General features: G+C 71.9%; 2 protein-coding genes. Both read left to right on the top strand.

The annotated features are described in order from the left end of the window. Nucleotides 1–6: 6 nt before the first annotated feature. Complete coding sequence (locus DFR74_RS36710; protein WP_067507425.1) at nucleotides 7–21693, top strand: alpha/beta hydrolase; 21687 nt, start codon at nucleotides 7–9, stop codon at nucleotides 21691–21693. Continuing rightward, nucleotides 21694–22173, top strand: a complete 480-nt coding sequence (locus DFR74_RS20900; RefSeq protein WP_067507422.1) for a hypothetical protein — start codon at nucleotides 21694–21696, stop codon at nucleotides 22171–22173. It abuts the gene before it with no gap. Nucleotides 22174–22337 lie beyond the last annotated feature (164 nt).

The raw sequence follows: 22337 nt of genomic DNA, 5'->3' as shown, positions 1-22337 counted from the left end.
GCGGCAATGGCGATCATGATTCCCGGCTGGCTGCAATGGCTGGACTGGGTGGCGGGCAGCGAGTGGCCCGAAGGTAACGAGGACCTGCAAAAGGAACTCGCCGAGAAACTCGCCGAGGTCGGCGGGGACCTGCGGACCATGGCGGTTCCCGAGGCCGAGACCGCGATCAGGTCGCTGCTGGTCGCCTACCCGGAAGGCGACGGTAAAGAGCAGATCCGGCAGGAGCTGGACAAGCTCATCTCCGGCGACGCGTCGCTGGACGCGCTGGCCGGCATCTTCGAGCAGATGGGCGACACGGCGCTCGAATACGCGGGACAGATCCGGTCGGGGAAGCTCAATGTGATCTTCTCACTGGCCTGGCTCGCCGCGGAGCTGGCCTACGCCGCGTTCCTGGGCCCCGGCGCGCCGTTCGCGCAGGCGGGTCTCACGGCCGCGACCCAGGTGGCGATCCGGTGGCTCGGGGGCATGCTGCTGAACCGGATCACCTCCATCGTCGGCCGGATGGCGATCTCGCGCGCGGCGCAGGACATCGTGATCAAGGTCGTCTACGAGATCGTCCAGGAGGCGATCGTGGAGGTGATCCAGGGCACCATTCAGGAGACCGCGATCCAGGGCCTCAACGTCTCCCAGGGCTACCAGAAGGAGATGAACTGGGGGCAGGTCGGCCAGAACGCGATCATCTCCGCGATCGCGGGTGGGGCGGGTGGCGCCACCGGGTTCGGCATGCACCGGCTGATGAGCCGGACCAGCCTCGGTGACTCCGGCTTCGAGGGAATGTTCAAGGGCGCGGTCGTCGGTGGGACCGCGGGGCTCGGCGGCGCGGCGGCGGCCTATGTGTCCACCGGCGTCATCACCGGGGAGTGGGATCTGGATCCGCGAATGTTCGTCGGTGGCGCGTTGTCTGGCATGGGGCCGAGCGCGATCTACGGCTGGCGCGGACTGACCGATTTCGGCGGCGGACCCATGCCGAACGTGCGTAACCCCACGGTGAATATCGGCACCATGCCCGGCGGGCCGGACGGCACCACGCCGCCGGCTTCCGGGCCCTCGCCGGACGGGCAGGGCAGCTCTCCGAGCGGGTCGGCGAACAACACCGGCAGCACACAGTCCCACGGAGCCCAGCCCAGCTCCCCGAACGGCGCGGGCGCCGCGCAGAACGCGGGTGAAGGCGCGGGACAGCGGAACGGCGCCGGACATTCGGGCGCGCAACCGTCCTCGACCGGCGGTGGCGAGCAGTCCGGACAGGGTGGTGGCGACCGGGGTGCGGCACCCCCCGGTGATCAGGGTGCGGCGGACGACCGCGCCACCGCGGGGTCGGGGGAGCGGTCACCGTCCGAGGACGGCGGGCAGGACGGTCGTGGGGACAGCGACCGTTCCGTGGACGCGGCAGGCAAGTCCGAGAGTGCTTCCGGGGATACACGCGCGGATTCCGGTGGCGACAAGCCGTCGAGTTCCTCGACCACCGACGGCGCGCGCGCAGCCGGTGCGTCTGTCTCGATGGACGGCAGCGGTGCGCAGACCGAGGGTATGGAAGGCAGCGCCGAGGGCGGCGGAGCTGCCGCGAACGCCGGTGCGGCACAAGGTGGTATCGGTTCGCCGCCGCCCGGTACTCCCGTGGCCGGTGTCACGGCGACGCCGTCAGGAGTGACTTCCGCGGCGACCGGCCCGGCCGCCGGGACACCCGCCCAAGGGGCCCAGCCCGGCGCGCCCGCGGCGGGCGCCTCTTCGGCCGGCCCGGCGCGCCAGACCTCGGCCACGGATGCCGACGGCACTCAGCCGAGCGGAACCTCGGTGCTCGACGGTAGTTCGCCTCGCCCGGGAGAGAGTTCGGTGGCGCGCACCCCGGGCACCGACACCGACACCGACACCGACACCGGCGACGCGCGGCCACGGGCCGGGGCCGCGGGCGCCCCGGCCGCCAGCACGGTCACCGATCCCGTTGTCGTGCAAGCGAATACGGCCGATACCGAAGCGCCGTCCGCGGCGGACCCGGCGCGCGCGGGCACCGATTCGGACCTCGAGGTCGACACCGGTGCGGACACGGTGGCCCCGGTGGTGGTCTCCCCGGCGCCGCCGCTCGTCGCGGGGCCCGAAGCGGGGACACGGGCGGGGGAAGGCACGCGGCCCGCCGCCAGGGACGCCACGGCCGAGGCGGGAGCGGGCACTCGACCGGACACGAACCCGGACGCGAACGCCGACCCGGAATCCGCCCCGACCCCACCCGGCGCCGATGATTCCGGCGACAGCGCCCGTCCGCGCCGGCATGTGTTGCCCGAGAACCTGGCTCCGCCGTCGGACGCGGAGACCCGCGCCGCCGAGTCGGCCGCGCGCAAGCTCGCCGAGCAGCGCGACGGCGCGGACCTCAGCGATCTGCTGCACAACGAGGGGACCACCTCGCGCGCTCGCGCTCGGGAACTGGCCCGCGCCAACGCCCGGTGGTGGGATTCGCTGTCACCGGACGAACGCGCCGCCATGATCCGGACGCATCCGGCCACCGTCGGCCGCGCGCCCGGTATCGATGCGGCCTCGTCCGACGCCGCCAATCGGCTGCGAATCGCCAGGGAGATCGATGATCTCCTCTCCCGCGACACCCTGTCTGACGCCGAGCGCACGCAGTTGTCCAACCTCCGCAGCACGGTGCGCGCGCTGGCCGCCGCGCAGGCGCATGCCGACGCGAAATCGCCGGGGTTGCCGGTGCGCGTGCTGGCGTTCGACTCCACGGCGTTCGGCGGAAAGGGCGGCGCCGCGGTCGCATTCGGCGATGTCGATACCGCCGATCGCGTGTCCTGGCACGTCGGTGGCCGCGGGCAGTCCGTCGGCGCGCTCGGGGAGAGCCTCGGCACCGTGCTGAACACGCACCTGGCCGCGGCGGGCAGCGTGCGCGGCGGTGGTTCTCTGGCCTCGATCGCCTGGGTCGGCTACGACGCGCCGGCCGGTAAGGGACATGGCCTGCGAGCCGCGTTCCAATCGGTCTCGCTGACCCGCGCGCGGGAAGGGGCGCGGTTGCTCCTGCGCGACGTCGCGGCGGCCGACGCGGCGCGTTCGGTGCGGTCGGACGACGGCGCCCGCCCGCGGAACACGATCGTCGCCCACGACTACGGCGTAGACGTCGCCGAGGCCGCGGGCCGCGGCGGCCGTCTGACGGGTATGGCCGGCGATGTCGTCCTCGGCGGCCTGCCCGGTGACGCGCGCATTCGCCCGGGGAGTTTCGGTGACGAGGTGCGCGTCCACGTCACCGACGAGAACGGGCGGCGTTATCACACGCTCGGCACGGCCCAGCGCGGCACGCTGCCGGGCGGGGTACCGGCCGACGCGATGTATCGCATCGACGCCGTGGTCGCCGATCTCGTCGGCGCGACGGGCCACCGTGCGCCCGATGCCGTTCCGGCGGACGCCCTCCCCAGCCGTCCCGCCCCGAGCAAGAACAATTGCCTCGAGTCGGCGCTGTGGCGGGCCGCCACGCAGACCGGCAATACGACTATCACGCTGTTCGAACCGGGGGCGGTGGGCCCGGAGGGTGTGAGCTGGCAGCAGGCGCAGAACGCCGCGGGCGGCGAGCTGACGCCGGTGACCGGTGACCGGAAGCGCTCGCCCCACGAGATGATCGCGAACGGGTTGGCGCAGCTGGGCGGCCGTGCCACGGCCGTGGTGGTCGACCAGCGCGCCGCGGCGGACGAGCACGGCGTGGGCGCGCACGCCTACACCATGTACTACGACGCCGAGACGGACTCGGTGATGGTCGACGATCCGCTGCGCGCGGATCGGCCGTTCGTCTTCGACCCCGACGACACACCCGAAGCGGAAGCCACCTGGGGAATCTTCTACGGGGCGAAGGGGGAGACACTACGCCCGGTCACGGCGGCGCACACCGCGGAGACCGCCGCGAACGCGGTGCGGCCGGATTCCGCTATCGGGGACACGGATTCGCGCGCCGACGACGATTCGCCCGCCGACGAGACGATCGACGATCCGATCACCGACCCGGATTCGCCTGCCAGCCGGATGGTCGACGAGCCGATCACCGACGCCGAGATCGACCTCGCCGCCGCGGCGGTGCGTGAACTGGACGGCGGTAGCCCCGCCCGGCTGCTGCACGGCGATGAGCACGGACCCGCGACCGACGTCGCGACCCGCGACCGGGCGCGCGCCAACTCCGACTGGTGGCATCGCCTCACCGACGACCAGCGCGCCGCGATGATCCGCGTGCATCCGGAGCTGATCGGCAATGCCGACGGCATCCCCGCCGATGTCCGGGATCGCGCCAATCGCCTTGCCCTGGAACGCGATTTGGGATCGTTCCGCGCCCGCACGCCGGAGCGGCTCGGCATGGGCCAGGTGGTGAACCCCGAGTTCCACCGCGCCGAGCCCGACCAGTTGCGCAACATGATCCGCACCAGGGAAGCGCTGGCGCGCGCGGATCGTCTCGCGGCGGCGTTGGATCCCGGCGTGCCGCGGCCGCCGGTACGGCTGCTCGCCTACGACGCCGCGATCAACGGCGGGCACGGCCGCGCGGTGGTGGCCTTCGGAGATCTCGATCGGGCGGAGTCGGTCGCGTGGCACGTGCCCGACAGCGGAACGTCGTTGCGCCGCATCGACGACCATGTGACGGCGGCCGCCGCGCACTACGAGTCCACCGCGCGGGCCGCCGCCGGCCGGCCGGTGGCGAGCGTGGCCTGGGTGGGCGGACGCACCCCCGCGAACCGGCTGGCGCTCGGCGCCGACCGCCTCGCCCGCCGGGGCGGCGATCTGCTGGTGCGCGACCTGATCGGGTTCGACGCCACCAGAGCCGCGGCGGCCGCGCGCGGCGATGCGCCCGGCCATTCGAACCACCTCTTCGGCCATCGCCATGGCGCGATCACACTCGGCCACGCGGGCCGGCGCCGGCGACTTGCCGCGCTGGCCGACACCGTCACCCTGGTCGGCGCCCATGAGGTGGGCCCCATCCGATCCGCAGCCGAGTTCGGCGTCGGCCGAAATGTCTTCGTCGCCACGTCGGAGCGGGACCGTGGTCCGTGGTTCGCCGCCGTGCCCGCGCGACTGGTGGGGGCGATCACCGCCACGGGACCGGTGGACCCGACCGCAGAGTCGTTCGGGGCGCGGCGGATTCCCGTGGATACGCCGGCCAACCACCGAGTGCCGTTGTCCGAGTTGTACTTCCACGCCGATCCGGAGGGCAGGCTGCCTTCGGAAGCCTTGCGCCAGTTCGGGATGATCGCGGCGGGCGAGGACCTCGCCCCGGCCGCCCGCGACCGCTCCGGCGAGCCGGAACCGCTGGTGGTCCGGGACGGCACGGCGCCGGTGCCGCCCGCCGGCAACGAGCCACGCGCCGATGCGGGAGTTCCCGCGGACCGCGCGCCCACCGCGGCGGAGCGGGAGCTGGCCGAGGACGCCGTGCGGCAGCTGCGAACACTGCTACCCGCCGAGGTGCGGGCCGACATACCCGCCCATCCCGAAGCGCGTTTGCTCGCCATGCTCGCGCGTCCCGTCCCGCCCGGTGACGTGGTCGACGCGTCCGCGCGCCGCGCCGACTTCAACGCGACCTGGTGGCACGGGCTCACCGACGAGCAACGCTCCGCTTTGGCGATGACCTACCCCAGGGTGATCGGCAACACCGACGGCATCCCGGCCGCCGACCGCAACGCCGCCAACGAGCTGGCGCTGGCACGGGACCTGCGCCGACTGGTCGAACTCGGCGACAACGGCGGGCGGCGGCCGGACTTGACCCCGGCGCAGTGGCGGGAGCTGCGCAACGTCGTCACCGCCCACGACGAGCTGGTCGCGATGCGCCGCCGGGCCGCCCGCACCCTCGGCTCCCCGCCGGTGCACCTGATCTCCTACGATCCCGGCGCCTTCCAGGGCAAGGGCAAAATCGTGGTCGCGCTCGGTGATCTGGACCGGGCGTCCTCGGTGTCGTGGCACGTGAGCGGGCGCGGCACCACGCTGGCCGACGTCGGAACGCGGATGTCGTTCGCCCGCGCGCAGTTCGAGGTCACCTCGAATCTCACCGCGCACGCCGACGTCGCTTCGGTCGTCTGGATCGGCTACGACCATCCGGACACCAAACCGGAAGCGGGCAACCCCCGGCGGGCGGCGGTCGGCGGGTACCTGCTGGCGCGGGACGTCGCGGCATGGCACACGAGCAGAGCGCACACGGCTCCGGGCGGACCAGGGGCCGCCCACCTGATCGCGCACGGGTTCGGCGCCGTCACCGCCGGCTTCGCCGGTGCCGACGGCAGACTGGCCGGGCGCATCTCGACTGTCACCCTGCTCGGACCCGCAGGCTCCGGGCCGGTCCGCACCGCCGACGACTTCGGCATCGGGCGCGGCAACGTGTTCGTGGCCGCCGCGCCGCGCGACACGGTCGCCAATCCCGGCCGGGCCGGTCGGGTCCTACGGCGCGGGCTGGGCGCCGATCCGGTGTCGGATGCCTTCGGCGCCAGGCAGATCCTCGCGCGCTATCCGGATACCAGGGAGTTCGCGGGGCGCCGCGAAGCGCATCGCGGCTACCTGGCGCACACGGATATCCACAGCCGCACCCCGACCGCCTCGCTGGCCAATGTCGGGCTGATCACGGCGGGCCGGGGTGACGAGATCGCCACCCCGGACCAGTCGCCCCCGCGCCCGAAACCCAGCTCCCAGGTCGTGACGGCCGCCGACGTGAGCCGCGCGTTCGCCGTCGCGCGCGGCGAACGACCCGAGCACGCGATCCCGGTGGACGCCGGGCCCGACCGTGACGCGCCGCGATGGAGTCCTGATCGGGTACTGCCTCCCGACGCGCCCGTCACGGACGCTGATCGTGTCGCGGCCCGTGAACTCCTGGACCGGCTGGCCCCGGGCGCGCGCCCCGCGCGACTGCTGCACGCCGTCGACCCGGACGACATCATGGGTTCGGCGCGGGAACGGACCACCGACAACGCCCGGTGGTGGCACTCGCTCACCACCGAGGAACGGAGTCTGCTGGTGCGGACCCACCCGCACCATATCGGCAATGCCGACGGCATCCCGGCGCATGTCCGCGACTACGCGAACCGCCTGGCGCTCGCCCGCGATCTGGCGGAATTCGCCGGCCAGGTGCCCGACGGCACCGATCCGGAGCAGTGGATGCGCTCTCAGCTGGACGGCACCACCCGGCTCGAGGTGGAGAATCTGGTCTACACGTGGCGGGCGCTGGCGGTCGCCGAGGAGCGGGTGGGTCGCCTGCACCCGAATGTGGCCAGGCCGCCGGTGCACCTGATCGGCTTCAGTGCCACCGAGTTCCGTCACGCGGGCCGCGCGGTGCTCTCCTTCGGCAATATCGACACCGCCGACTCGGTGGCCTGGCAGATTCCGGGCATCACCACCACCGCACAGCACATGCGCGCGCGGATGGGCAACTCGCTCAACCTGTACGAAGTCGCTTCCCGGATGGCTCCGGAACGGGAGATCGCCTCGGTGGCCTGGATCGGCTACGACGCACCGAGCGGCAAGACCATGGCGACCGAGACGGTGTCGCAGCGTCCGGCCGAGGAGGGCGGCAAGCTGCTGGCCCGCGATATGGCCGGATTCAACGCGGCGCGCGACTTCTACGCGGACAAGGGCGGACCGGGACGCACCGAGAACCACATCCTCGCCCACAGTTACGGGTCCACGACCACCGGGCACGCCGGCGCGAACGGCCGTCTGGCGGGGGAGGTCACCACCATCACCCTGCTCGGCTCACCGGGTGCCGGGCCGCTGCGGCACGCGAGCGATTTCGGCATCGGCGCCGAGAACGTCTACGTGGCAATCGGATCGCGCGACCCGGTCACGTTCGTCGGCGCGAACATCCCGGGCCTGCCGGGTCGTTTCGCGGGTCGCGGACAGGGCACCGATCCCGCCATCGCCGCGTTCGGCGCGCAGCGCGTGCGCGCGGAATTCCCCCGGGTGCCGCGCTTCTCGGACGGTCTGCGCACGCACCGTCAGTACTGGCAGTACACCGAGTGGGCGCACCGCACGCCGACCGAGGCGCTGGAGAACTTCGGCTTGATCGTCTCGGGCCGCGCGGACGAGGTGAGCCGCGCCGAGCACCGGCCCGGTGTGGAGGAGCCGACCTGGTTGCAGCGCCGTGTCGGCTCCCTGCCGCGCGACCCGGAAGCGGCGCGTGTCGCGACCATCGAGCACGGCTCGCCGAAGTACCGCAGGCCCGACGATCCGGGGCCGGTGGCGCCGGGCCGGGATCCGTCCGATGGTCCCGGCGACGGGACCTCGCCCCACCCGAAGGCATCGCGTCCCGATGCGGCCGCGCTGGCGTCCGGGCGCGCCGAGCCCACCTCTGATCCGGCGGAATCCGAAGCAGCCGAATCGGATTCGGAGACCACGCCGCCCGCGCCGGAATCGCCGCGGACCGACGGGGACGACGAGGTACCACCTGCCCCCGGCGACGCCGACGACGGGAGCCGCGGCCCGGGTGATCCCGGGGAGCGCGGCGCCATGCCGGACCCCGCCGACGACGGTGACCGGCAATTCGCGCTGTCGGACCTGCTGCCCGTGGATCGGCGGCCGACCGGGGAACAACTGCGTCTGGCGCAGGAGCTGCTGGATCGCCGCGCGCCCGGAGGCGGTCCGGACCGGTTGGCGCACGGCGACTACGCCGACGCCGAGGCGGTCGCGTCGGCTCGGGACCTGGCGTCGGCGAACTCGCAGTGGTGGCGCGGGCTGAGTGCCGCCGAGCGGATGGCGGTGGTCTCGGCGCACCCGCGGGACGTGGGCAACGCGGACGGGATTCCCGCTGTCGCCAGGGATTACGCGAACCGCCTTGCGATCGTCCGGGAGATGGCGGACCTGCGCGCCGTGCACTCGAGCGATCGCACGAAGGAGCAGCACACTCGACTCGCCAATCTGCACACGACAGTCGCGGCGCTCGCCGAGGCGGACCGTATGGCCCGCGAGACCGGCGGCGATACCCCGCCGGTGCACTTGCTGTCGTTCGACGCGGGAGCGTTCGAGGGTAAGGGTCGCGCGGTGCTGGCGATCGGTGACGTGGACACGGCCGATTCGGTGTCGTGGCATGTGCCGGGGATCAAGACCGATCTCGGGAAGCTCGCCTGGAACGCGGATTTCGCGCGCAACCACTACGAAGTCACGACGCGGCGCGCGCCGGGCCGCTCCGTGGCGTCGATCGCCTGGTTGGGTTACGGCGCGCCGACCGGATACACCGGGGCGTTCCGGCTCGGCCCGGCGCGGGCGGGTGGGGCGCTGCTGGCGCGGGATATCGCCGCGTTCAACGCTTCTCGCGAGTCGAGTGCCGCGCGCGGCGGACCGGCGCGTCCGGACAATCATGTGTTCGGGCACAGCTACGGGTCGACCACGACGAGCTTCGCGGGCGGAGCGGGCAGGCTCGCTCGCGAGGTCTCGACGATCACGTTGGCGGCGTCGCCGGGTGCGGGTCCGGTGGGTCATGCGCGCGAGTTCGGTGTGGGGGACAACGTTTTCGTGGCGACGCAGTCCACGGACAAGGTCACCTGGGTGGGTGGCAACCGGGCCGGGTGGATGTCGCGGTTCCTCGGCGTCGGGATCGATCCGTCCGTGGCGGCGTTCGGTGCGCGTCGGGTCACCGCCGAGTATCCGGATACCGCCGCGTTCGCCGAACCACGCAAGCATCACACGCAGTACTACGACTACGTCGATGCGTCGCGGACGCGCCCGACCGAGGCGCTGGAGAACTTCGCCCGGATCGCGGCGGGGCTGGGCGATACGGTCACGCCCGAACCGCACCGGCCGGGCATGGGGGACGCGAATGTCTTCCGTCGCGTGCTCGGCAAGGTGCCGAAGGTCGATTTCGCCGCGAAAGGCGGAATCGATGACGGCACACACGGCTATCGTCCGGTGGATGGACCGGTCACCCGTCCGGTCGGTCCGGAGGTGCAGGGGCATCGTGGTGGTCGTGGCTTGTGGGCGGAGAACACGCTGCCCGGATTCCGCGCCGCCATGCGGATGGGCGTGGACGGCATCGAACTCGATATCGGGCTGACCTCCGACGGTGTGCCGGTGGTGCATCACGAGCAGCACGTCGACAAGCGCACGATCCGGGACACCGATCCGGACAACACGTATGTCGGTCAGAAGATCCGCGATCTGACTCTCGATCAGATCCGGACCCTCGACGCGGCGGTCGTGAATCCCGCCTTCGCCGACACCCAACGGGCCGAACCCGGCGCGGGGATACCGACGTTCGACGAAGTGATCGCCCTCGCGCGTGAAACCGGCTGGCGCGGCACGCTCGCCGTCGAGATCAAGACCGATCCGAGCTGGCCGGACGCCGACGTGCGGGCCGTCGTGTCGGCGGTCACCGGCGCGTTGCGGGGGCAGGGGGTCGATTTCCGGATTCTGGGATTCGATTGGCGGGTGCTGACGCATGCGGCGGAGTTGGCGCCGGATGCGGAGCGTGTGGCGTTGGTGAGCGCCCGCACGGCGACCGAGACCTGGCTCGGGCGGGATCCGGGTATCTCCCGGCGCGAGCGCGCCCGGATGCTGTGGGCGCAGGTCACCCGTAAGCCGCGGGACGCCGGCGGGGACCTGGCGGCTGCCGCGCGGGACGCGGGGGCGACGATTCTGTCGCCGGAGCGGTCGATGGTCACCGAAAAGCTTGTGCGCCAGGCCGAATCGGCGGACATCGGGGTGTCGGTGTGGACGGTGAACGATCCCGCCGATATGCACCGGTTGATCGAACTCGGTGTGGACACGATCGTGACCGACTTCCCGGACCGGTTGCGCGACGTCATGGCACACCGCGGCCGCGCCCTTCCCGAGCCGCCGCCGACCCCACCCGACACCGGTGGTCCGCGTCGCGCGTTGCCCGGCCACGTCACCGACCTCCTGGCTCACCTGCGCTCGCTGGGCGCCGACCCCGCGGCTCTCGGCGGTGTCGCGGCCAATGTGTATCGGGCCGACCCGCGCCCGACCGAGGACGTCGACCTGTTGATCCGCGAAGCGGGCGATCTGCCCCGGCGATTGCGCGAGGCAGGCTACGAGGTCACCACCACCGAGAACGCCGACGACGAGATCTACTTGATCCGGGCTCGGCGCGACGGCCGCGCGGTCGACCTGATCGTCGCCGAGGAACCGGTCCAGATCGCCGCGCTCGACCGCGCGTTCGACGGGGTGATCTCGATCGAGGACATCCTGGTGCTGAAGCTGATCGGCGGACGGCCCAAGGACCGTGCGGACATCGACGCGATCCTGTCCGCGGGGCATCGGCTCGACCTCGGCTACATCGAGCGGCAGGCCGGCGAATGGGAGGTGACGCGCGAGTGGCAGGATGCGCGCGACCGCCTCGGAACTCCCCTGGAGGACTCCGGTCCCGGCACGATCGACCCCACACGCACGCCGCCCGGCATCGATCCGCCGTCCACGGAGCCGGACGAGGACGGTGACGACGGTCCCGGTGCCGCCGCCGGTGGTCACGATGGGGGCGGTCGGGGCCCCGGTACACCGCCGGTGCCCGCCGTGCCGTCCGAGCCCGGCGGCGACGGGGACGGACAGTTCGCGCTCACCGACGTACTCCCGACGGACCGCAGGCCGACGGAGGACGAATCGCGCCTGGCCCGGGAGCTGTTGGATCGGCGATCGCCGGGCGCGGGACCGGATCGGTTGCTGCACGGGGATTACGCCGATACCGAGACGGTCACCTCCGCCAGGGACCGGGCGGCCGCGAACGCGCGCTGGTGGGACGGGCTGAATGCCGCCGAGCGGCGGACGGTGGTGCTCGCGCATCCGCGGGAGCTGGGTAACGCGGACGGGATTCCCGCGGTGGCGCGTGATTACGCGAACCGGCTGGCGATCGTGCGTGATCTGGTGGACCTGCGCGCTGTGCATTCGAGCGCGCGGACGGATGCCCAGCGCACCGCCCTGGCCAACTTGGAGACCACCGTCGCCGCTCTGGTCGACGCCGATCGAATGGCGCGCGAGACCGGGCTGGCGGAGGATCTGGCGACACCGCCGGTGCACCTGTTGTCGTTCGATGCGGGGGCGTTCGGTGGTAAGGGTCGTGCGGTGCTGGCGATCGGTGATGTGGATTCGGCCGATTCGGTGTCGTGGCATGTGCCGGGTATCAAGACCGATCTCGGAAAGCTGGCGTGGAATACGGATTTCGCGCGCAACCACTTTGAGGTGACGTCTCGTCGTGCTCCGGGGCGTGCGGTGGCGTCGATCGCTTGGTTGGGTTACGGCGCGCCGTCGGGGTATTCGGGTGCGTTCCGTCTGGGGCCGGCGCGGGAGGGGGGCGCATCGCTGGCGCGGGATATCGCCGCGTTCAACGCTTCTCGGGAAGTCCGAACGGGTCGTCCGGACAACCATGTGTTCGGGCACAGCTACGGGTCGACCACGACCAGTTACGCGGGGGGCGGCGGCCGGTTGTCGCACGAGGTCTCCTCGATCACGTTGGCGGCGTCGCCGGGTGCGGGTCCGGTGGGGCATGCGCGTGAGTTCGGGGTGGGGGACAACGTTTTCGTGGCGACCCTGTCCACGGACAAGGTCACGTGGGTGGGCGGCAACAGAGCCGGGCGGGCGTCGCGATTCCTCGGCGTCGGCGTGGACCCGTCGATCGAGGCGTTCGGCGCGCGCCGCGTGACGGCGCAGTACCCGGACACCGCCGAGTTCGCCGATTCGCGCAGGCATCACACGCAGTACTACGACTATGTCGATGCGTCCCGGACGCGTCCGACGGAGGCGTTGGAGAACTTCGGCAGGATCGCGGCGGGGCTGGGCGATACGGTCACGCCCGAACCACACCGGCCGGGCGTGGGGGACGTGAATGTCTTCCGTCGGGTGATCGGGAAGGTGCCGAAGGTCGATCCGGCCACGACGGCCGGAATCGATGACGGCACACAGGGTTACCGTCCGGTCGATGGACCGGTCACCCGCCCGACCGGCCCGGAGGTGCAGGGGCACCGGGGTGGTCGTGGTCTGTGGTCGGAGAACACCCTGCCCGCGTTCGAATCCGCGATGCGGATGGGTGTGGACGGTATCGAGCTCGATGTCGGGTTGACCTCCGATGGCGTGCCGGTGGTGCATCATGAGCAACGCATCGACAAGCGCACGATTCGCGACACCGACCCGGACCACAGGTATGTCGGTCAGAGGATCCGGGACCTGACCCTCGACCAGGTGCGCACCCTCGACGCGGCCGTGGTGCACCCGGGCTTCGCCGACACCCAGCGGGCCGAGCCCGGGGCGCTGGTGCCGACCCTGGACGAGGTCGCGCGACTGGCTGCGGACACGGGCTGGGACGGCACGTTCTCGGTCGAGATCAAGACCGACCCGAGCTGGCCCGACGCCGAGGTGCGCGCCGTGGTGGACGCGGCCGTGCGGACCATGCGCGCGCACGGCGCGAACTTCCGCGTCCTGGGGTTCGACTGGCGGGTGCTGACCCACGCGGCGGAGTTGGCGCCGGATGCCGAGCGGGTGGCGTTGGTGAGCGCCCGGACCGCGAGCGAGACTTGGCTGGGGCGGGATCCGGGGGTTTCGCGGGGTGAGCGCGCGCGGATGTTGTGGGCGCAGCTCACCGGTAAGCCGCGTGATGCGGGTGGGGATCTGGCGGCGGCGGCCAGGGAGGCGGGGGCGACGATTCTGTCGCCGGAGCGGTCGATGGTCACCGAAAAGCTTGTGCGCCAAGCCGAATCGGCGGACGTGCGGCTGTCGGTGTGGACGGTGAACAAACCAGCCGACATGCATCGCGTGATCGGGCTGGGCGTCGACGCGATCGTGACGGACTTCCCGGACCGGTTGCGCGATGTCATGGAACACCGCGGCCGCGCACTCCCCGAACCCGCTGTCCCGCCCACCTTGCCCTCCGATCCCGGGCTCGACGCGCGCGACGTTGATGCCGCGGCCCGCGCGCTCGACCGGTTCCCGGTGCGCCCAGCGGTTCGGGCCGAGGACACCGACGCGACCGTCACCGCGGCGCATCGTGCGTGGGCGTTGGAGAACCGCCGGGTCTGGGACTCGCTCGACGGCGCGCACCGGAACGCGATGCTGCGCGCGCATCCCGAGACGGTCGGAGCCATGGACGGCCTGCCCACCGACCTCCGCGACCGCGCCAACCGGCTCGCGCACCGCAGGGCGTGGCGTGAACTCGGTGAGCGCATCGGCGCGAACCCGCGCGCATTCCGGCACTTCGGGACGAAGCCGCTGAACGAGCCGGAGTTCGCGATCGTGCGCCGGCTGCTGTTCACCGACGCGGCGGTGCCGTCCGACGCCGTGCCGGACCGGATGCCGGACTGGAGTGGCCGTGGCGCGCGCAGGTTGTTGCGCGCGATGGGTCCGGACGCCACCCTGCTCGCCGACCTCACCGCGATGTCGGAGCTGCTGGTCCGCGCCGATCGGGACGCGGCCGGGTCGCCGGGGTCGCCGCCGGTCCGCGTCCTCGTCTTCGACCCGACGGCCTACCAGGGCGACGGACGGGCCGTCATCGCGCTGGGTGACATCGACACGGCCGACCATGTCGCCTGGCACGTGCCGGGGGCGGCGGCCACGGTCCGCTCGATGAACCAGAGCATGCACGCCGTCCACAACCTGTACGACACCGCCGCGCGCACCGCACCCGAGTCGTCGCACGCGGCCGTGCTCTGGCTGGGCTACGACCCGCCGAGCGGTGGCGCCATGTGGGCGCAGTACGCGTCCACCGGTCCGGCCCGCGCGGGCGGGCGTTCGCTGCTCGGCGACCTCGCCGCGTTCAACGCGGTGCGCGACGCCGGAGAACGAGGACGCCCGGCCGTGCACCTGATCGGGCACGGATACGGTTCCACGGCAGTCGGTTACGCCGGAGCCGACGGTGGCCTCGCCCGCCAGGTTGCCGACGTGACGCTGGTCGGTTCGCCGGGAGTCGGTCCGGTCACCGACGCCGGACAATTCGGCCTCGGCGCCGACCGTGTCTTCGCGCTCACCGCCACCTCGGATCGCCTCACCTGGCGCGGCGCGCACACTCCCGCCGCCATCGCGGGACCCGATGCCCGCGTGCTCGGCGTCGATCCGGCGTCGGCGGGCTTCGGCGCCGTCCGCGTCGCCGCCGAATTCCCGGTCGCGCCCCGGTTCGCCAGCATCCTGGCCGAACGCAACCAGTACTTCTGGTACACCGACCCGAGCCGCACGGTGCCGACCGAGGCACTGGACAACCTCGGACGCATCACCGTGGGACAAGCCGACACCGTCACCACCGACGCGCACCGGCCCGGCACGCGCGAGACCGTACGGTTCCTCGGGCACGACGTGGACGTGCCGGTCGACCCGGCCGCCGAGCGCACCGGCGTCGTGGCGCCCACCGCGGAGCAGCGCGCGCTCGCCCGCGCCGCGCTCGACCTGCTGGAACCCGGTGCGGGGCCCGATGCGCTGAAGCACGGGGACTACGACGAGTCCACCATCGAAGCCCAGGCCGCCGCCCACACCGACCGCGTCGCGGGTTGGTGGCACGAGCAACTCGGCGCCGCCGAGCGCGCGGCGCTGGTGCGGGTGTACCCGTTCGAGATCGGCAACGCCGACGGTGTCCCGGCAGCCGTGCGCGACCAGGCGAACCGCTTGCAGATCACCCGGGATTTCGACGCCTTCCTCGCGCGGTACCCGCACGGTGGGCGTGCGACGCTCGACGCCGCCGAACGGCTGCAACTGCGCAACCTGGTGCGGACCGCCCAGGCGCTCAGCCAGATGGACGCGCGCGCCGCGGTACATCCCGACAGCCCGCCGGTACACGTGCTGTCCTACGACAGAAGCGAATTCGGCGGCACCGGCCGCGCTGTGCTGTCCGTCGGCGACATCGACACGGCGCAGTCGCTGTCCTGGATCGTGCCGGGGATCACCACCACGCTGGACAAGCTGCCCGGCAACTTGCGCGCCGCGATGAACGTGTACGAGATGACGGCCCGGATGAACCCGGACCTGGCGATCGCTTCGGTCATCTGGATCGGGTACGAGACCCCCAACGGCTCAACCGTCGTGCAGAGCACGGTGGGTGCCGAGGCGGCCAGGGAGGGCGGCCGCATCCTGCGCCGGGATCTGGCGAGTTTCCGTGCGAGCCGGGAATACGATGCGCGACAGGATATTTCGGCCGAGCGGCCGCGTGTCTATCTGCTGTCGCACAGTTACGGCTCGGTCGCCACCAGTTACGCGGGCGAGAACGCGCGCCTCGCGGGCATGGTCGACGCGATCATGCTGCTGGGGTCGCCCGGTGTCGGTCCGATCCGGCACGCATCCGAGTTCGGCGTCCCGGTGTATGTCGCGGCGTCCTCCGGCGATCCGGTGACCTGGGCCGGTGCGGACACCCCGGGGCGTGGCGGCAGGTTCGCCGGGCGCGGGCACGGACTCGACCCGACGACGCGGGCGTTCGGAGCCGTGCGACGCGTGACTGCGGAGTTCCCCGCGGGCATGGATCGGATCACCCAGCACCGTGGCTACTTCAAGTACCTCGACGATGCGCGGACCCTCGCCTCGGAGTCGCTGCGCAACGTGGCGCTGTTCGTCGCGGAACGCGCCGAGGACATGATCGCGGCGCGATCGCGACCGGGACTGGAGGACCCCGGCTGGCGGCAGCGTCAAGTCGCCACACCGAACGACCCCGAATCCCGGCGCACGGCTGTGGAATTCGACGTCGAGGACACCAGAGGCAGCGCCGACCAGCGTCCGGCCACCGGACCGGACGCCGACGGCACGACCGAGCATCACAAACCCAGGTCGCGCTGGCTCCCGGCCCGCCGGGAGGTCTCCGCACGGCCGCTCTGTGCGATCGACGCGCTGCGAGTGGCCGCCGACGCTCTGCCGAACGCCGGTGTGCGGGTGCCGGATTCGGTCGGTCCCGGCGGCTTGACGGCCGACGAGCTGGAGCAGGCCGCGGGCGGGCGGCTGCGGATGCACCCCTCGCCGGCGCAGATCGCGAGCATGTTGAAGCGGGAGGCCGCCCAGACCGGCCCGGCCCGGCCCGCGCCGATGATGCTCGTAGTGGACGAGTACCACGGTCCGGCCGGTCGCGACGGCATCGGCGCCCACGCCTACGTGTTGTCCGTCGAGAACGGTCGCGTCATGATCCACGACCGGACGCTGGGCACCTCGCCCCAGCCGTTCCGGCGCGGGCTGGTACCCACGGGTGTGCTGGCCACACACGGCATACTCCTCCGAGCCGACGGCGCGGACCGACCCGTCGACACCTACCCCCCGAGCGCGCACCGCCCCGACGTAGGGATCGGGGAGCGGCCGGACGGTTCGGGCGCCGCCCGCCGCGACGACAGCGATCTGGGCGGCACACCCGACGAGCGATCCCCTGGCGCCGCCTCCGGCGCGCGCACGCCGGCCCCCGGCCGCGCCGAGGCGGTCGTCCCCGTTACCGGTGGTCCGCGCCGCCCGCTGCCCGACCAGGCCGTGGATTTCCTGTCCTACCTGCGAGAGCTTGGTGCCGAGACGGCCGCGCTCGGTGCGACGGCCGCGAACGTCTATCGGGCCGCGCCGCGCGCCACCGACGACATCGATCTGATGATCCGCGACGTCGGCGATCTCCCGGCGCGGCTGCGTGAGGCCGGATACGAGGTGGCCACGTTCGACAACGAGGACGGCGACGTCTATCTCATCCGCTTGCACGGCAAGGGGATAGCGGCGGACCTGATGGTCGCCGAGACGCCGCTCCAGCACGACGCGCTCGATCGCGCGGCCGGCGGGGTGATCTCGGTCGAGGATGTGATCGTGCTCAAGCTGATCGCCAACCGGGCCAAGGATCGTGGTGACATCGACGCCATCCTGTCCGCCGGCCACCGGCTCGAACTCGACTACATTCAGCGCCAAGTCGTCGAATGGGAGGCCACGAAGGCTTGGCGGGACGCCCAGGCACGGCACGGGAGTCCGCTGGAACCCGCAGCCGGTGACGCGCGAGAGACCCCGCCCGCGCGGAGCGACGACAAGTCGTTCGCGACCCCGGAATCGCCGGAGCGGGAGGCGTCGCCGCCCACCCCGAGCGCCCGCGATGTGGTGACCGAACAACGCGACGCGAGCTCGATCTCGGGCCCGGATCGGTGCACCGACGGTGAGCCCGTCGACATGGCCACGGGCGCCGTACTTCTCGAAGCCGACGATGTACGCGCCGACGGTGCGCTGCCGCTGAGCCTGCGGCGCGTTCACCTGTCCTCGCTGCGGCTGGGGCGGCACTTCGGGCCCGGGTGGCTGTCGATGCTGGACGAGCGGCTCGAGATCGATGACCGCGGCCTCGTGCTGGTGTGCGCGGACGGCGCGCTGCTCGACTACCCGCATCCCGATGCCACGGGGGCGGAGGTCTTTCCGAGATCCGGACGGCGACTGCCGCTATCGCTGTCGGGTGAGGTGTACCGGGTACGGGACCTGGACGCGGGGACCGTCCGGGAGTTCGCGGTAGCGCCCACCGTGGCGCCGATCGCGTCGATCACCCATCGTGGCGGTCACCGCCTCGATTTCGAATACGGCGCAGGCGGTGTGGTGGCCGCCGTCCGGCATTCGGGCGGAACGGTCCTGCGCACCAGCACCGATCCGGTCACCGGATGGGTGACCGCGCTGTCGCTTGACTCGGGTGCGAACACCATTCCCGTTGCCGCCTATCGGTACTCGGACCGTGGTGATCTGCTCGGCGTCACGGACGCGTCCGGCGCGGAACTGCGCTACACCTACGACGAGGCCCACCGGCTCAGCTCGTGGACCGATCGCAACGGAGTCGCCTACCACCACCGCTACGACGCGCTGGGCCGTTGTGTCGCGCAGATCGGCACCGGCGGCGTCTACGCCAACGCGTTCGTGCACGGCGTCGACGACGCGCCCGACGCGCCACCCGGCGGCCGATGGACCGTCCTGGTGGAAACCGTTCGGCCGCTCGACCTCTCGGCGTCCGGCGCGCTCGACTTCGACGCGGCGATGGACGCGCTGTGCGCCATGCCGCTGGTCCGGGAGATTCAGCGTGCCGGGCCGCGCGTTGTCGCCAATCGCGCGGCGGTGCCCGACGATCCGGTGTTCGGCGGGCTCCGGGTACTGCTGTTCCGCGCCGACGCGCGCGGAGACGTCTGGCAGATCACCGACGCCGTCGGCGGCGTGCGCACCTTCGGCCGGGACACCGCGCATCAGGTGGTGCGCGAGACCGATCCGTCCGGCGCGGCGACGGTCTACGACCGCGATCGCCACGGACTGATCACCGCCGTCACCACGCCGGACGGGACGACGACCAGAGTCGTTCGCGGCGCGTGGGGTGAACCGCTCGAAGAAGTGGGTCAGGGCGGCCGGACCTGGAGATACGAATCCGACAAACTGGGTAACACGGTCGCGGTGACGGGCCCCGACGGTGCCCGCGAGCGTTACGAATACGACTATCGTCCGAGCGGTTCGGTGCTCCGCCGCGTGATCGATCCGACCGGCTTGGTCACAGAGGTCGACTGCGACGACGCGGGACGGCCGGTGCGCGTCACCGCGCCCGGCGGTCGCACGTGGACCTACGAGCGCGACGACTTCGGCCGGATCCGCTCGCGCATCGACCCGCTCGGCCGCAGCACCGGATACACCTGGACACCGGAGGGCAAGCCCCTCAGCCAGCGTAACCCCGACGGTACCGAACTCGTCTGGGCCTACGACGCCGAAGGCAACGAACTTTCGCGTGTCGACGAGGCGGGCAATGTCAGCACGACCCGCTACACAGTGCTGGATTCGCCACTGGAGGTCACCGGAGCCGATGGCGCGCGCCTGCGCATCGGCTACGACACCCAGCTCCAGATCACCTCCGTGACGAATCCCGCCGGCCTGGTGTGGCGCTACGAGTACGACCCGGCCGGGCGACTGCTGGCCGAGACCGACTACAACGGCGCGCGCACCTCCTACACCTACGACTCCGCGGGCCGGATCCGCTCCACCACGGACGCGACCGGGCGCAGGACCCGGTTCGTGTACGACGCCGCGGGCCGCGTGCTGGAGGAGCACAGCGACGACGGCGTCACCAGATACCGCTACGACCGGCACGGCGATCTCGTCGAGGCCGCCAATCCCGATGCCGAGGTGCTGATCACGCGCGACGCGGCGGGCCGGGTGCTCACCGAACGCGTCGGTGGCGTCACGGTGGCCGTCGCGTACGACAGGGCGGGCAGGCGAACCCAGCGGATCGTCGACACCAGGGCGTTGCCGGGGGCGGGGCTCGGCAGGCGCACGGTGTTCGGGCGCGACGACACGGGGCTGCTGGTGAGCGCGGCCACCGATGATGGGCAGGGGCCCGCCGACATCGTGAGCTTCGGCTACGACCGTTCCGGCAACGAGATCGTGCGTGGCGTCGGCGCCGCTGTCGTCGACCGGCGCTACGACGCGCGGGACCGGATCATCGCCCAGCACGTGCGCAACCCGTCCGGCCTCGTCGCCGGACGCACCTGGACCTATCGTGCCGACGGCTACACCACCGGCGGCCAAGACCTGCTGCGGGGTTCGCGCCGAGTCGAACTGGATCCGTCGGGCCGGGTTACCGCGGTAGCGGCCGAACGCGGGACCACGGGCATCGAGCGCTACGCCTACGACCCCGCCGGTGTCGTGACGCTCGCCGCCGATCCGGAGGAATCGGCCCTGCCCGAGCGCGTGCTGTCGTCGGGAACCCTGGTGACCGCGTCAGGCCGGCGCCGGTTCACCTACGATGCCGCGGGACGTCTGGTCCGGGTGGTGCGCACCAGACTGTCGCACAAGCCCGAGGTCTTCGAGTTCACCCACACCGCGGCGGGCCAGATCCGCACCGTGTCCGCACCGGACGGCACCTTCTGGCGCTACGGTTACGACGCGTTCGGCAGGCGGGTCACGAAGGTGCGCACCGATCGTGCGGGCGCCGTGCTCGATACGGTCGTATTCGGCTGGGACGGCGATGAATTGGTGTTCCAGCAGGACATATCGCACGGTCCGGCCCCGTCGAGCACCACCTGGTGCTGGACCCATCACCCGGAGACCGGGGAGCCGCTCACCCAGTACACGCGGTCGACCGGTCCCGCGCGCGGCCCCCGGGTATTCGCGGGCGTGGACCAGTCCGCCGTCGACACCGAGTTCTACGCCATCGTTACCGATCTCGCCGGCGCGCCGACCGAATTGATCGATCCGCGCGCGGGCACCGTCGCGGGGTGGGCCTCGGCCACGTTGTGGGGCCACACCCGATGGAACGGCCACGCGTCGACAGCGTTGCGGTTCGCGGGCCAATATCACGACGCCGAGACGGGACTGCACTACAACCGGCACCGCTACTACGATCCCGCCACCGCCGCCTACACCGCGCCCGATCCCCTCGGGCTGGCGCCCAACCCGTCGAACGCCCATGCCTACGTGCACAATCCGCACACCTGGGCCGACCCGCTCGGCTTGGCGTCCTGCGGCGACGGCTGGTGGCGCAAGCTGCGCACCTTCGGTCCGATCGGCGCCGCCCGGCAGGATTATGTCGACACCGTGCGCGGCATCACCGAGCGGGGTCTGGCGCGTGTAGCGGCGGGGGAGAGCCCGGAGACCGTGGCGCGCTGGGCGATCGATGAGCGCAACGCCATGAAGACGGCGACCCGTGCGAAGCTACCCAGAGTCCTCAACATCTGGGCCGAGCGCCGCAATGTCCGGCACTACGGGCACCCGGTCGGCCCCACCTACGAGTTCCTCCACGACGTGAAGGGCAAAACACCGATGGACATCATCAAGGGAGCGGGTCGCACCAGCGCCCACGTGAATCGAATGCTCGGGGTGCGCTAGATGTCTCGGCGGGAGATCTGGCTGACACGCAACGACCGCTTCGAATGGGTGCGCTACGACACCGCGACCGGCCGCGTCGTCGGTCGCCTGCGCCCCGCCGGGCGGTCCGCGCCGACCGCGGGCCTGCTCGGTACCTGCCTCGGCAAGCCGGTCGCGTTCTACGTGGACGCCGACGGCACCGGCTACGTCCTGCAATCCGGTTCGACCGCGATCCCCGTGGACGACCAGGCCCGCATCGGATTCCGCAGATCCGCCCGCAACCACCTCGCCCACTTGGACGTGGACCGTGGCCCGCAGCGCCTCCACCTCACCGAATGGACCTACGCCACCGCGCCCGACCCGCCGTCCGATCCCGTCAGCTCGAAGGACTTCCTCGGCACCATCCACGACTTCCTCACCCGCGAGGAACGCCGCCGCCAGGGGCTGTCCGTGTGGACGCAGGATGCCGACCCGGCCCGGGGGCCGGAGGGGGACGATTGATCCGGTCACCGGGAACCTCGCGGCGACAACGCTTCCGGGAAGGCGGGAAAGGTCCGCGTCGATCGGCGGTCGGATTGTGAGCTGTACCAATGCTGGTCCGGATGACCCGTGTGTCCGATTCGTGTCACCATGTACGGGGTTGGACCCGAGATCCTGTGACCATC

Source organism: Nocardia puris, assembly GCF_003315035.1.
In the GTDB taxonomy this organism is placed as follows: Bacteria; Actinomycetota; Actinomycetes; order Mycobacteriales; family Mycobacteriaceae; genus Nocardia; species Nocardia puris.
Note: the sequence above shows the minus strand (reverse complement) of the source record. Positions and strands in the feature narration are given on the sequence as shown.